The 13,314-nt window shown below is 62.5% G+C and carries 10 protein-coding genes; 1 reads left to right on the forward strand and 9 read right to left on the reverse strand.

Annotated elements, in window-relative coordinates:
* Positions 1–21 precede the first annotated feature (21 nt).
* From AAGQ88_RS18875 to AAGQ88_RS18885, 3 genes are read right to left on the reverse strand one after another with little or no spacing between them, the layout of a single operon-like run.
* Positions 22–894 carry a rhomboid family intramembrane serine protease gene (locus tag AAGQ88_RS18875; RefSeq protein ID WP_342653238.1) on the reverse strand — a complete coding sequence of 291 codons (873 nt, stop codon included), beginning with the start codon at positions 892–894 and terminating at the stop codon, positions 22–24.
* Positions 891–1,862 (reverse strand): metallophosphoesterase, encoded by a 972-nt coding sequence (locus tag AAGQ88_RS18880; protein WP_285426326.1) that lies wholly within the window; start codon positions 1,860–1,862, stop codon positions 891–893. Before AAGQ88_RS18880 ends, AAGQ88_RS18875 begins: the two co-directional genes overlap by 4 nt.
* Entirely contained in the window at positions 1,862–2,752 is an 891-nt protein-coding gene (locus AAGQ88_RS18885; RefSeq protein WP_093459812.1) for an NAD(+) kinase, read from the reverse strand. The genes AAGQ88_RS18880 and AAGQ88_RS18885 overlap by 1 nt, the downstream gene beginning before the upstream one ends.
* A 181-nt stretch (positions 2,753–2,933) precedes the next feature.
* On the opposite strand from AAGQ88_RS18885, the gene AAGQ88_RS18890 reads away from it, so the two are divergent.
* The gene (locus tag AAGQ88_RS18890) at positions 2,934–3,932 is read left to right on the forward strand and encodes a DUF1853 family protein (protein WP_342653239.1); all 999 of its coding nucleotides are present in this window, start codon (positions 2,934–2,936) and stop codon (positions 3,930–3,932) included.
* Here AAGQ88_RS18890 and AAGQ88_RS18895 read toward each other — a convergent pair.
* The 6 genes from AAGQ88_RS18895 to AAGQ88_RS18920 all read right to left on the reverse strand — a co-directional run bounded on the left by AAGQ88_RS18895 (position 3,895) and on the right by AAGQ88_RS18920 (position 12,822).
* Positions 3,895–5,178, reverse strand: a complete 1,284-nt coding sequence (locus AAGQ88_RS18895; RefSeq protein WP_342655841.1) for an arsenic transporter — start codon at positions 5,176–5,178, stop codon at positions 3,895–3,897. The genes AAGQ88_RS18890 and AAGQ88_RS18895 overlap by 38 nt on opposite strands.
* Positions 5,178–6,383, reverse strand: a complete 1,206-nt coding sequence (locus AAGQ88_RS18900; protein WP_342653240.1) for an MFS transporter — start codon at positions 6,381–6,383, stop codon at positions 5,178–5,180. Before AAGQ88_RS18900 ends, AAGQ88_RS18895 begins: the two co-directional genes overlap by 1 nt.
* A gap of 242 nt (positions 6,384–6,625) precedes the next feature.
* Positions 6,626–7,966, reverse strand: coding sequence for an MFS transporter (locus AAGQ88_RS18905; RefSeq protein ID WP_342653241.1), 1,341 nt, complete (start codon positions 7,964–7,966; stop codon positions 6,626–6,628).
* 282 nt (positions 7,967–8,248) lie between these two features.
* Positions 8,249–9,154: a pyridoxal-phosphate dependent enzyme gene (locus tag AAGQ88_RS18910; RefSeq protein ID WP_342653242.1), complete on the reverse strand. Its 906-nt coding sequence runs from the start codon at positions 9,152–9,154 to the stop codon at positions 8,249–8,251.
* Positions 9,155–9,702: 548 nt separating this feature from the next.
* Positions 9,703–11,742 carry an NADPH-dependent 2,4-dienoyl-CoA reductase gene (locus AAGQ88_RS18915; RefSeq protein WP_342653243.1) on the reverse strand — a complete coding sequence of 680 codons (2,040 nt, stop codon included), beginning with the start codon at positions 11,740–11,742 and terminating at the stop codon, positions 9,703–9,705.
* A 252-nt stretch (positions 11,743–11,994) separates the two neighbouring features.
* Positions 11,995–12,822, reverse strand: a complete 828-nt coding sequence (locus AAGQ88_RS18920; RefSeq protein WP_342655842.1) for an alpha/beta hydrolase — start codon at positions 12,820–12,822, stop codon at positions 11,995–11,997.
* Positions 12,823–13,314: the final 492 nt, after the last annotated feature.

Consider the following 13,314-nt stretch of genomic DNA (forward strand, 5'->3'; position numbering starts at 1 on the left):
CCCAGAATTAAGCGGGCGATTTTAATGTGTACGGCGGGCCAATGCACCGCCCACAAGACCTGTTGCACAACCGATGATCAGTCCGCCGACATGGGCACCGTTGGCGATTTCGCCGAAACCGAGCAGGCTGATCAGGCCGGACATGCACAGCACCAGCCAGCCCAGCATCATCACCAGCACACCGCGCGGCAGACGATAAATGGGGTTTGGCGCTAGCCATTGAAAGAGCCAGCAGTGACCGAGCAGGGCGTAAAGCACGCCCGACAACCCGCCAAACAGGCTCGGACCGCTCCAGAAATACTGGCCGTAGTTGGAAAAAGCGGCGAATGCCAGCGTCAGACCGAGCAACTGCCAGCTGCCCTGACGCATTTCGATGCGCCGTCCCAGCTCCCAGAACCACAGCGCGTTCATGACCAGGTGCAATAGACCGAAGTGAATCAGCATCGGCGACACGACGCGCCACCATTGTCCCGCTGCCAGCGACACCTGAACCGGTGTGAACATGACGTAGTCGCCACTGACCCGGAAGTCGTTGAAGGTCAGCCAGCTGAGCGCTTCGAAATTGTCGCCCAGCAGCGTCACGCCCGCCACGATCAGGCACAGCAGCAGGATCACGCTGGTCACCGGGCTGCTGCGGACCTGAACCAGCGGACTCGGCCGGGTCAATCCCACCACTTCCCGACCGGGCGGCAACTGTGCAGTCGGGTCGCCCTGCGGGTATTGCTGATACAGCTGGCGAACGTCGTCGGCCAGTTGCGGCGCATCGGGCACCCACAGCACCTGCTCTCCCGCTTCCTCACTGACCCGATGAGGCACATTGAGGCGGCGAAGCAGTTCGACAAAACCGCTCAAATCGGTGTTGAGCGGCAGACGTAATACGGCAACCGGATTCATCGGGCAGTCTCCGGCCGCGTGACGTCGACCCAGACGAACTTGTTCGGGTCTATTCGGGTTTCCTGGTCCAGCCGGTACGCCACCAGCTTGCCGTACAGCACCGCGCTGTAATCCAGGCACGCCAGGTTGGGACGGATCGGCGCGGGAACGCCGCTGCGCCAGTAATGACCGACGAACAGCAACGGCTCGTCGACGCCATAACGCAGCAACGCGCTTTTTTCGCTGTCCGACAGCGGCCGTTTCGCGACAGGCTCCGGCAGCGCATCCGGCTGGAACACGACGTCACCATAGGTCTGCGGATCATCTTCCCAGAACTTGGTGCGGAACGAGGCGCGGGTCAGGCCATCGCCGCCGGTCAAGGTCATGCCATGGGGCAAACGCATGTCAGTCCCGCGCAGCAGGCGGTCGAACACCCCGCTGGCGAAACTGCCCGGAATGGCCGAGGCCTGCACGAACGCCTGATCGACCCGGCCGTCGCCGTGACGACTGCGCAGCGGCTCGATCAGACTGGCGTCCCAACACGCGTGCACCAGCCGAAAGCGCTCGGCGTCGATGAACAGCGGCAGTTCGTAGAACCATTTCAGGAAATCTTTCCAGTCACCGGGATGCTGCTCGAACTGAGCCAGCGTTTCACCCAGCAGACGCGCATGACGCGGAGTGTGTTCACGCACGAACTGCTTGCCGCTTTCCGGCGGCGCCGGCGTGCTCCAGCCCAGCGCGTTGAATTCATGGTTGCCCATGATGCAGAACGCCTGGCCGGCCTCAACCATGTCGTGAACGATGTGCAGCGCTTCGCGGATGCGAGGGCCGCGGTCGATGATGTCGCCCAGAAACAGGGCGATGCGTTCAGGGTGGCGCCAGACGCCAGCCTGAAAGCGGTAACCAAGGGTGTCGAGCAAGTGCTCAAGGGTCTGGGCACATCCATGCACGTCACCGATCAGATCGTAGCTACGCGCGGGATCGAGCATCAGTCGCTCCCGCCGCCAAGCCGACTGCCCCAACCGAGTTTGGTCCGGCAGACTTCGTAATAATTGTGATCGAGCGGGTGAATGAGTCGCAGCTTCTGGGGCTTCTTTTTCACGGTCACGGTGTCACCCGGCGCGCAGGTGAAGTGATTCTGTCCATCGCAGGAAACCTGTGGGTAAATCGTCATGTCCTTTGAGACAACGATTTTCAGCTCACTGTTTCCATCGACGACAATCGGCCTTCCCGACAGCGTGTGCGGGTACATCGGCACGATGACGATGGCGTCCAGCTTGGGGTGCATGATCGGCCCGCCCGCCGACAGCGCGTAGGCGGTCGAACCGGTGGGCGTGGCGACGATGAGCCCGTCGGCCTTCTGGCTGCAGACGAACTGCCCGTCGATGTAGATCTCGAATTCGATCATGCGCGTGGACTTGCCCGGGTGCAGCACCACGTCATTGAGGGCGTCGCCCTGACCGATGGCCTCGCCATGACGGCGCACTTCGGCCTGCAGCAGGAAGCGGTTTTCCACCAGATAGTGGCCGTCCAGCACCTCGGCGACTTTCACTTCCAGCTCATCGGGGCGAATGTCGGTGAGAAATCCCAGGCTGCCGCGGTTGATCCCCAGCACCGGCACATTGTGCTTGGCCAGCGCACGCGCGGCGCCGAGCAGGCTGCCATCACCGCCGACGACGATGACCATGTCGCAGACCTCGCCGAGCATCTTGCGCGAGGACGTCTGCAGCCCGTGCCCGGGCAGCACTTCAGCGATGGTGTCTTCGAGGATGACGTGCAGATGCCGCGATATCAGGAATTTCTTGAGTCGGCGAACGGTCTCGAGCACTTGGGAACTGCCCAGGCGACCAATGATGCCGATGTTACGAAATTGCTCCATGGGGCTCCCGCAGGTTCGATGCACGTCTATAAAGTAGGCGATTATGGGCGAAGGGGTCGGCAGCGGCAAACCAACAAACGTGATCGACCTGATGAATGCATGAGGTAATGCATGAGGTATTGAATACGTTTCGCATTCACCCCTGACAATCCACCTGGACGCGTCCTGCTATCCTCAGCCGATGACCCCATTCCCGACCCTCACCGCCCTGCCCCGTCAATTGCGCACGCCTGCGGTGCGTGACCTGGCGTGGGTGATCCTGTCACCGCCCATGCTTGCCGTCACCGAATGGCCGCAGCGCCACCCGCTGAGCGCCAGCGGCTGGGTGGAGGAACCGCAAGCGCTCGAGGCGTTTCTGCAACGACTGGATGACGACAGCAGCGCCTTGCAGGACTGGCTGGCGAAAAGCTCGATTCGTCGGCTGGGCCTGTATTACGAACGCCTGTGGCAATTCGCGATTGAGCATGCGCCAGGCGTCGAGATGATCGCTGCCAACCTGCCCATCCGCGTCGCCGGCCATACGCTGGGCGAGCTCGACATGCTGCTGCGTGATCGCGAAGGTGTTCATCACGTCGAACTGGCGGTCAAGTTCTACCTCGGCCAGGAAGACGCTGACGGCCACCGCACGGAAAACTGGCTGGGGCCGGGTTCTCACGATCGGCTGGACTTGAAGCTGGCGCACCTGAACAGCCACCAGTTGCCGATTTCCGCACGCGCTGAAAGCCGCCAGGCGCTGACCGCGTCAGGCATCGAGCCGTCGAGCGCCGAGGGGCTGAAAGCCGAACTGTGGCTGGGTGGCTACCTGTTTTATCCCTGGCCCGTCACCACGGCCTCGCCCGATGAGGCCGCCGAAGACCACGCCCGTGGACAATGGGTGCATCGAAAGGACTGGGCCAGCTTTGCCGCCAGCCGTGCGCAAGGGCGCTGGCAACTGCTGCCGCGTCCCGCCTGGCTGGCGCCGGCGCGGTACGAAGAAGCGTGGAGCCTCAGCCAGTTCGACGCGTGGCTGGAACGGCTCGATCCGCTGGCGCCGGCGCAGTTACTGGTGCGCCTGACCGAGCACGCCAACGGCCATTGGCTGGAAGCCGAGCGGCTGTTTCTGGTGTCGGACATCTGGCCTGCCCAGTGCGACGCTGTCGACGTCACACACTCAATCGCAGCACCAGCGCCGCCAGGGTAATCAACAGCACCGGCAGGGTCAGCACGATGCCGACGCGGAAATAATAACCCCAGCCGATGCTGACGCCCTTGCGCGCCAGCACGTGCAGCCACAACAACGTCGCCAGGCTGCCGATAGGCGTGATTTTCGGCCCCAGATCGCTGCCGATGACGTTGGCATAAATCATCGCTTCCTGCAGCGGGCCGTGGGCGTGGCTTGCATCGATGGACAACAGCCCGATCAACACCGTCGGCAGGTTGTTCATCACCGACGACAGCAACGCCGTGAGCACGCCGGTCCCCATCGCCGCGCCCCACAGACCGTGTTCGGCGAAGCGGTCCAGCCAGGTCGCAAGGTACGTGGTCAGGCCCTGATTGCGCAGGCCGTAGACGACCAGGTACATGCCCAGCGAAAAAATCACGATCTGCCACGGCGCGCCTCTCATGACCTTGCGCGTCGAGATCTGATGACCTCTGGCAGCCACGCCCAGCAGGATAGCCGCGCAGACCGCCGAGATGGCGCTGATCGGAATGCCCAGCGGCTCGAGGGCGAAGCACCCCACCAGCAGAATGCCCAATACCCACCAGCCGGTCATGAACGTGGCCCGGTCGTGAATCGCCGAGGACGGCTCGGCCAGTTGCGAGGCGTCGAACGTGGCCGGAATGTCGCGACGAAAGAACAACAGCAAGGCCGCGAGCGTCGCCGCCACGCTGACCAGATTGACCGGCACCATCACCGAGGCGTAGCGATTGAAACCGATGCCGAAGTAGTCGGCGGACACGATGTTGACCAGGTTCGACACCACCAGCGGCAGGCTCGCGGTGTCGGCGATGAACCCTGCGGCCATGACGAACGCCAGCGTGGTGCCCGGCGAAAAACGCAGTGCCAGCAGCATCGACATGACAATCGGCGTGAGGATCAGCGCGGCGCCGTCGTTGGCGAACAGCGCGGAAACCAGGGCGCCGAGCAGCACGATGAACGAGAACAGCCGACGACCCTTGCCCTGCCCCCAGCGCGCCACGTGCAACGCCGCCCAGTTGAAGAAGCCGGCTTCGTCCAGCAACAGGCTGATGATGATCAACGCGATGAACGTGCCGGTGGCGTTCCAGATGATGTGCCACACCTGCACGATGTCGGCCGGATGCACCACCCCGGCCAGCAGCGCCAGCACTGCGCCGAACGTCGCGCTCCAGCCCACACCCAGCCCTTTAGGCTGCCAGATCACCAGCGTGATGGTGACGAGAAAAATCAGGCCGGCGATCAGGATCAATGTCGGGTACTCGGCAGCAGGATTGCAAGGATGCCGAGCAGCGGCAGGAACGAACACAGGGTGTAGACGTAAACGATGCCGTGCAGGTCGGCGAGATGGCCGAGCAACGCGGCGCCGATCCCGCCGAAGCCGAACATCAGGCCGAAGAAGATGCCAGCAATCATGCCGACGTTCCCCGGCACCAGTTCCTGCGCATACACGACAATGGCGGAAAACGCCGACGCCAGAATGAAGCCGATGATCACGCTCAGGACGCTGGTCCAGAACAGGTCAGCGTACGGCAGCGCGAGGGTGAACGGCGCAACGCCAAGGATCGAGAACCAGATCACCGCTTTACGACCGATCTTGTCACCGATAGGTCCGCCGAAAAACGTGCCCGCCGCCACGGCTGCCAGGAACAGGAACAGGTGCAGTTGCGAACTGGCGACGCTCAGCTGAAATTTTTCGATCAGGAAAAACGTGAAGTAACTGGTGAAACTGGCCATGTAGAAGTATTTGGAGAACACCAGAAGCGCCAGCACCACCAGCGCCGACGTCACTCGCCCTTTCGACAGTCCATGGGCCGCGGCGTGACCGGCCTTGAGCCTGAACAAAGCCAGATGCGCCTTGTACCAGCGGCTGATCGCGTACAGCAGGCCCACCGAAAACAACGCCACCAGGCCGAACCAGGCGATGTGCCCTTGCCCGAACGGGATGATGATCGCCGCCGCCAGCAACGGCCCGATGGCAGAACCGCTGTTACCACCCACCTGAAAAGTCGACTGCGCCAGGCCAAAGCGTCCGCCGGACGCCAGTCGGGCGATACGTGATGCTTCGGGATGAAAGGTCGAAGAGCCGATGCCGATCAATCCCGCCGCCAGCAGAATCAGCGGGAAGCTTCCTACCGTCGCCAGCATCAGCACGCCCGCCAGAATGCACAGAGATCCGACGGGCAGCACCAGCGGATTGGGGTGGCGATCGGTGTAATAACCGACCCACGGCTGTAACAGGGACGCCGTGATCTGGAAGGTCAGGGTGATCAGCCCGACTTGGGTGAAACTCAGGCCATAGCTGGCTTTGAGCATCGGGTAGACCGACGGCAGAATCGACTGGATCAAGTCATTGAGCAGATGCGCCAGCGCCACGGCGCCGATGATGCGCAGCACCAGAGGGCTGGACTGGGGCGTTGCAGTGGTCGCGGTCGAAGGGCTGGTGACGGCCATCAGGGTTCATCCATCGAACGATTGATGTGCCGCGCGCATGGTCATTACAAAAGATGTCAGCGGCACAAGGGGTCGCCAATGTGCCATTTTTTGGGGCGCCGGTGCCATTTTTTGTTGCGCCGATGCCGACCGCCACACATTTTCAAAGGCGCAGACGTGCCGTAATGCACGCCCTCTGCGCCATCGAATACCACGAGGCTGACCGGCGCGCGGGCAAACGCGCGCCGGTCAGCTCCGTCCAATCACGCGGCGGGCTGCAATGCCGCTTTGGGCAGCAACGAGCCCTCAACGTCATGCAGCGAAACCTTCGAGGTTTCCGGCAATGCCAAGCCGCCTGCCAGCGCAAGCAGCGACACGACGATCAGGTAGAACGCGGGAGACAGATTGCTGCCGGTCACGCCGATCAACCACGTCGCCATCAAGGGCGCTGTGCCACCGAAGATGGTGTACGCCATGTTGTAGGTAATCGCCGAGGCGGTGTAGCGGGTACGCGTAGGAAAAGTCTCCGACAGCAACGCAGCCGTCACCACGCCACACAATACGGCGCCCACCGCCAGCAGCATGACGCCGATGATCGAGGCGATGAAGGAGCCGGAACTCGCCATCAGGAAGGACGGATAAACGACCACGATCAGCAGGACGCAGGTGCTGATCAGTGTCTTGCGTCGCCCCACCCTGTCGGAAAACGCCCCCGCCAGCGGGCAGATCGCTGCCGCGAACAGCAACGCGATCAGGGAAACCAGCAAGGCCGTCGCACGGCTGAGGCCTCCGGCGACTTGCAGGTAGGTCGCGAAGTAAGTCGTGAACATGTAGAACGACAGCGCGGTCAGCGACACGAATGCGCCCAGACAACAGATCGCCGCGCCGTGGTTGCGCAGGGTTTCCTTAAGCGGCGAGTGGGCAACGGCATGTTCTTGCGTCACCGCCTGAAAGGCCGGCGTCTCATCCAGTTTCCAGCGCAGATACAGGCCAACCAGCCCCAGTGGCGCGGCGATCAGAAACGGCAGGCGCCAGCCCCAACTGCTCATGGCCTCGGCAGACAGCGAAGCTTCGAGTGCGTAGGCAATGATGGCCGCGGCAGCGAATGCGGAAAAAGTCGAAACCGGGACGAAGCTGCCGTACCACGCGCGCTGGGTGCGCGGGGCGTGTTCCATGAGGTAGGCGCAGGCCCCCGCATATTCGCCGCCCGCAGAGAAGCCTTGGGCGCAGCGGATGATCGTCAGCAGAATCGGCGCCATCACGCCGATTGCGGCATACGTGGGCAACAAGCCGATGATTGTGGTGGCCCCGGCCATCAGCAGGATGGTGAACGCCAGCGTGCGTTTGCGGCCGATCTTGTCGCCCAGCATGCCGAAGAACACACCGCCCAGCGGCCGGAAGGCGAAGGCCACGGCGAACACCGCGAAGGTTTTCAGCAACGCGGCGCTGGCATCGCCGCTGGGGAAAAACTGTTGAGCAATGGTGGTGGCGAGAAAGCCGTAGACCGCGAAGTCGAACCATTCGACGAAATTGCCGATGGCGGCCGCAACGATGACTTTTCTCAAAGTGGCAGGGTCGACCTGCTCGATGGCTGGAGTTGTCATGCATACCTCGGCGCGCGTAGGAGAAAATCCGATTATCGATACAGCGCCTGAGTCGCCTTACTCCAGAAGAGTCGCCGACGTACTCAGGACCGACCTGTGGAGGTGTCTGTTCCGCAGGATTCGTGCCAGCGAAGGAGGGATGGACGTGGAGGCTTCATCGTCGGGCGAAAAAGGTGATGAAGTGAATTCGTGGGCGATGTGGTCGTGGAGCCTGCGCAGGTGCGGCGGATGTTCCACCGTTTGGCGGCTGAACGTGTGGGTTCAGCGAGCGTGGTTCTGGAATCAGCGTCGGCTCTCGTCTGTGAACCCTCGTTTGCCCTGGAGGCCGCCGGTGTGCACGAAGATCAGTTTCGAACCTTGGGCCAGTCGCCCCGCTTCAACCGCCTGCCGCAGCGCCAGCAACGCTTTGCCGGTGTACAACGGTTCGAAGGGAATGCCGCTTTGCAACTCACTTTCGGCGATGAACACCAGCAGTTCCGGATCGGTTCTGGCGAAGCCGCCTCGGCTTGCGTCGAGTAACTCGTAGGCCCGATCCGTCGAGGACCCGAGAATCTGCTGAATGTTTTGCGCGACGCCATGCCCCTCGGGCACCGCCATCGCGCCGTAGGCCTTGCGTCCCTGCGCTTCCGCCAGCACCAGGCCGGCCAGGGTCGTCCCGGTTCCGCAGGCCAGCCACCAACCGTCGTAATCGTCCCATCCGATATGGCCAAGCTGGCGACGCGCCTGAACCACGATGTCGGCACAGCCCGAAGCGCCATCCATCCCGCCTCCGCCCTCAGGAATAGGGTGAAGCTGCGGGTATCGCTGGCGCCAGGGCAGCCAGAAATCCGCTTCGTGACGCGCGCGATACCCGGCATACCCGAGCCAGTGCAGCTCCATGCCGAAGGCGTGCAGATCCAGCACCGTGGGGGTTTCGACGGGGTGACCGCGCAACAGGCCGACGGTGGCGAAACCGAAACGCTTGCCGGCCGCCGCCAGCGCATGAAGATGGTTGGAATGCGCCCCGCCAAGGCTGATCACACCCTCGGCCCCGGCATCATTCGCAGCGCGCAGGTGATGCTTGAGCTTGAACCATTTGTTGCCGCTGATGAGCGGGTCGATCAGATCCAGTCGCAGAATGGCGACGTCGACGCCGGACTTGCGGAGCCAGTCAAGATCAAGGCGGTGCAGCGGAGCATCAGGCAGCATGGCGTGGTACTTCAGACAAAGACGACAAAGTCTAACCTGCCCGGTTGCACCACAACCCAAATGCCACCGCTGAACCTGCAGGAGCGAGCTTGCTCGCGATGACGATATTCCGGTCACTGCATGTGCATCGGATGTACCGCCTCTTCGTGAGCAAGCTCACTCCCACAGGGGTCTCGGGCATTACCGAATTCTCCGGCCAGACCCAAATTCGGTAGGAATGAGCTTGCTCGCGATGACTGTATCCCGGTCATTGCATGTGCAGCGGACGTACCGGCCTCTTCGCGAGCAACCTCACTCCCACAGGCATCTCCGGGCATTCCCGAATTCTCCGGCCAGACACAAATTCGGTAGGAGCGCGCTTGCTCGCGATGACTGTATTCCGGTCATTGCATCTGCAGCGGACGTACCGGCCTTTTCGTGAGCAAGCTCACTCCCACAGGAGTCTCCGGGCATTCCCGAATTCTCCGGCCAGACCCAGATCCTGTAGGAGCGAGCTTGCTCGCGATGACTGTATTCCGGTCAATGCATCTTCACAGCCTTCCAAACCCTTACAGCTGCGCCGCCAGTCGCGATCCCTGGTTGATGGCACGCTTGGCGTCGAGTTCTGCGGCCACGTCGGCGCCGCCGATGAGGTGCACGCTCTGCCCCGCCGCCGCCAACCCGTCGTACAGCTCGCGCAGCGGATCCTGGCCGGCGCAGATGACGATGTTGTCCACTGCGAGCAGCTTTTCCTCGCCCTCCGCGCCGATGCGAATGTGCAGACCGGCGTCGTCGATCTTCAGGTACTCGACGCTGTTGAGCATTTGCACCTGCTTATTCTTCAGGCCCGTGCGGTGAATCCAGCCAGTGGTCTTGCCCAGGCCGTCGCCGACTTTGGAGGTCTTGCGCTGCAGCAGAAATACTTGACGCGCCGGCGCATGAGGATGGGGTTTGACGCCTGCAACGCCGCCGCGAGCCGACAGCGCGCCATCGATGCCCCACTCCTCCCAGAACCCGTCGCGATCCAGACTGGTGGCGACGCCCTGATGCACCAGAAATTCGGACACATCGAAGCCGATACCGCCTGCGCCGATCACCGCCACCGCCTTGCCCACCGGCTTGCGCTGCAGGATCACGTCGAGATAACTGAGCACTTTGTCGTTATCGATGCCGGGAATGGCCGGTGTACGCGGCGCGATCCCCGTCGCCAGAATCACCTCATCGAAGCCCTTGCCGACCAGATCGTCCACTGACACGCGCGTGTTCAGGCGCACATCGACCCCGGTGGTCTGCAGCTTGCGGCCGAAGTAGCGCAGGGTTTCGTAAAACTCTTCCTTGCCCGGAATGCGCTTGGCAATGTTGAACTGCCCGCCGATTTCACTCGCCGAATCGAACAGCGTCACCTCATGACCGCGCTCGGCGGCCACGGTCGCGGCCGCGAGCCCGGCGGGGCCTGCACCGATCACGGCGATTTTTCTGACCTGCGTGACGGGCAGATAATTGAGCTCGGTCTCGTGGCACGCCCGAGGGTTGACCAGGCAACTGGTGAGCTTGCCGCCGAACGTGTGGTCCAGACAGGCCTGGTTGCAACCGATGCAGGTGTTGATCTCATCGCCTCGTCCGGCGGCCGCCTTGTTGACGAAGTCAGGGTCGGCCAGGAAAGGCCGCGCCATCGACACCATGTCAGCATCGCCTTCGGCCAGCACTTGTTCGGCAACCTCCGGCGTATTGATGCGGTTGGTGGTGATCAGCGGGATCGACACCGAACCGCGCATTTTCGCCGTGACCTTGACGAACGCCGCGCGCGGCACCTTGGTGGCGATGGTCGGAATCCGCGCTTCGTGCCAGCCGATGCCGGTGTTGATCAGCGTCGCACCGGCCTGCTCGATCGCCTTGGCCAACTGCACGACCTCCTCCCAACTGCTGCCGCCTTCAATCAGGTCAAGCATCGACAAGCGATAGATGATGATGAAGTTAGCGCCGACGGCCTCGCGCACCCGACGCACGATTTCCACCGGCAGACGCATGCGGTTCTCGTAACTGCCGCCCCAGCGGTCCGTGCGATGGTTGGTGTGGGCGACGAGAAACTGGTTAATGAAATAGCCTTCCGACCCCATGATCTCGACGCCGTCATACTCGGCGGTCTGCGCCAGCGTCGCGCAGTGAACGAAGTCCTGAATCTGCTTCTCGATCCCCTCTTCATCCAGCTCTTTGGGCTTGAACGGGTTGATCGGCGCCTGAATCGCACTCGGCGCAACCTGCCTAGGGCTGTAGGCATAACGCCCGGCGTGAAGGATCTGCATGCAGATCTTGCCGCCCGCCTCGTGCACCGCCTTGGTTACGATGCGATGGTGATCGGCCTCCTCGGACGTCGTCAGCTTGGCCGCGCCGGAATACACACCGCCCTCGTCGTTCGGCGCGATGCCCCCGGTGACCATCAGGCCGACACCACCGCGTGCGCGCTCGGCGAAGTAGGCCGCCATGCGCTCGAATCCGCCGGGTTTTTCTTCAAGCCCGGTGTGCATGGAACCCATCAGGGTGCGGTTGCGCAGCGTGGTGAAACCCAGGTCCAGGGGAGCCAGCAAATGCGGGTAGTGAGCAGCGGCCATACAAAACTCCATCGAGCGTCATCACGGGGGCGCGAGCGTCTACTGCGCTCGTCGACTGCTTCAGGGACTTGAACTATAGCCCTGTTCATGACGCAAACAGTAAACAGCCCCCCCGGTCACGCTCAATGACCGAAAGTGACAACTTGATGATCGTAATGAACAGCAGAAAATCGGAGAGGTAGAACGAGGACGCAGCCAGGCTGCGATAAGGCAGGTGCGTTGGGCGCGTGTGCGCCCGCAGCGTAAAACGAATCAGCCCTGGACGAAGGCCAGCAAATCCTTGTTGATGACGTCGGCGTGGGTGGTCGCCATGCCATGGGGGTAGCCCGGATAGGTTTTCAGCGTGCCCTTTTTCAGCAGTTTGATCGCCAGGTGAGCCGAGTCGGCAATCGGCACGATCTGGTCATCTTCGCCATGCAGCACCAGCACCGGAACATTGATGGCCTTCAGGTCTTCGGTGAAGTCGGTTTCGGAGAACGCCTTGATGCAGTCGTACTGCGCTTTCGCGCCGCCGATCATGCCCTGACGCCACCAATTGTCGACGACACCGTCGAGGGTCTGGACGCCCGGACGGTTGAAACCGTAGAACGGGCCCGACGGCACATCGCGATAGAACTGCGCACGATTGCCCGCCAGTGCCGCGCGGAAACCGTCGAACACGTCCATCGGCAGACCGCCCGGGTTCTTTTCGGTCTTCAGCATGATGGGGGGCACCGCGCCGATCAGCACCGCTTTGGCCACACGCCCGTCTTTCCCGTATTTGGCGACATAGCGCGCCACTTCGCCACCGCCGGTCGAGTGACCGATATGCACGGCGTTCTTCAGGTTCAAGTGCGCGGCGAGTTCGGCGACATCGGCGGCGTACGTGTCCATTTCGTTGCCCGTGGCGGTCTGCGAGGAACGCCCGTGCCCGCGACGGTCGTGAGCGATGACGCGATAGCCCTTGGAGACGAAGAACAGCATTTGCGCGTCCCAATCGTCGGCGCTCAGTGGCCAGCCGTGGTGAAAGACGATCGGCTGACCGCTGCCCCAGTCCTTGTAGAAAATCCGGGTGCCGTCTTTGGTAGTAATGGTGTCCATGCGCATCGGGCCTTTTTCAGAAGGTGAGGTGCCAGCGGACTGGCTTGACTGTGCGAAGAGAGGCAGCGGCAAAGCGGCGGCGGCCGCGACGCCGAGGGTGCTGATCATCACCGCACGCCGGGTAAGACCATTCGAAAAGATGTTGTCGTCGGTCATCGCAAACACTCGTAGGGAATCCAGCCTTGAGGGGCAATCAGCGACGCGGCGGTCACTGTCGGACGCCGCAGGGTCACTGCATTTGAGCGAGCTGCAGATTAAGCGCGCCACGTGCCGTTCATCCATCATCCATGGAGTTAGCCGACCCACACGAAAGTATGAGCGCAAGGCCCGTCAGCCTGAAAACCTGCGCGTTGAACGGCCGCCTCAGCACGTAGCCACGGCGCGCCTACACCATCGTATGGCTTCAATTGCGAGGGCGTGCGAGTAGTTTGCACAGCGTGACCGATCGAACATCCAGCGCAGCGCCCGACCCGCTCGCCCTCTGCCACTTCC

The sequence above is a fragment of the Pseudomonas sp. F3-2 genome, from assembly GCF_038804275.1.
Classification (GTDB): domain Bacteria; phylum Pseudomonadota; class Gammaproteobacteria; order Pseudomonadales; family Pseudomonadaceae; genus Aquipseudomonas.

What these genes read in the sequence shown, in the direction of transcription:
- AAGQ88_RS18875 (WP_342653238.1), bottom strand. Translation starts at nt 894, where the DNA reads ATGAATCCGGTTGCCGTATTACGTCTGCCGCTCAACACCGATTTGAGC.
- AAGQ88_RS18880 (WP_285426326.1), bottom strand. Translation starts at nt 1,862, where the DNA reads ATGCTCGATCCCGCGCGTAGCTACGATCTGATCGGTGACGTGCATGGA.
- AAGQ88_RS18885 (WP_093459812.1), bottom strand. Translation starts at nt 2,752, where the DNA reads ATGGAGCAATTTCGTAACATCGGCATCATTGGTCGCCTGGGCAGTTCC.
- AAGQ88_RS18890 (WP_342653239.1), top strand. Translation starts at nt 2,934, where the DNA reads ATGACCCCATTCCCGACCCTCACCGCCCTGCCCCGTCAATTGCGCACG.
- AAGQ88_RS18900 (WP_342653240.1), bottom strand. Translation starts at nt 6,383, where the DNA reads ATGGCCGTCACCAGCCCTTCGACCGCGACCACTGCAACGCCCCAGTCC.
- AAGQ88_RS18905 (WP_342653241.1), bottom strand. Translation starts at nt 7,966, where the DNA reads ATGACAACTCCAGCCATCGAGCAGGTCGACCCTGCCACTTTGAGAAAA.
- AAGQ88_RS18910 (WP_342653242.1), bottom strand. Translation starts at nt 9,154, where the DNA reads ATGCTGCCTGATGCTCCGCTGCACCGCCTTGATCTTGACTGGCTCCGC.
- AAGQ88_RS18915 (WP_342653243.1), bottom strand. Translation starts at nt 11,742, where the DNA reads ATGGCCGCTGCTCACTACCCGCATTTGCTGGCTCCCCTGGACCTGGGT.
- AAGQ88_RS18920 (WP_342655842.1), bottom strand. Translation starts at nt 12,822, where the DNA reads ATGGACACCATTACTACCAAAGACGGCACCCGGATTTTCTACAAGGAC.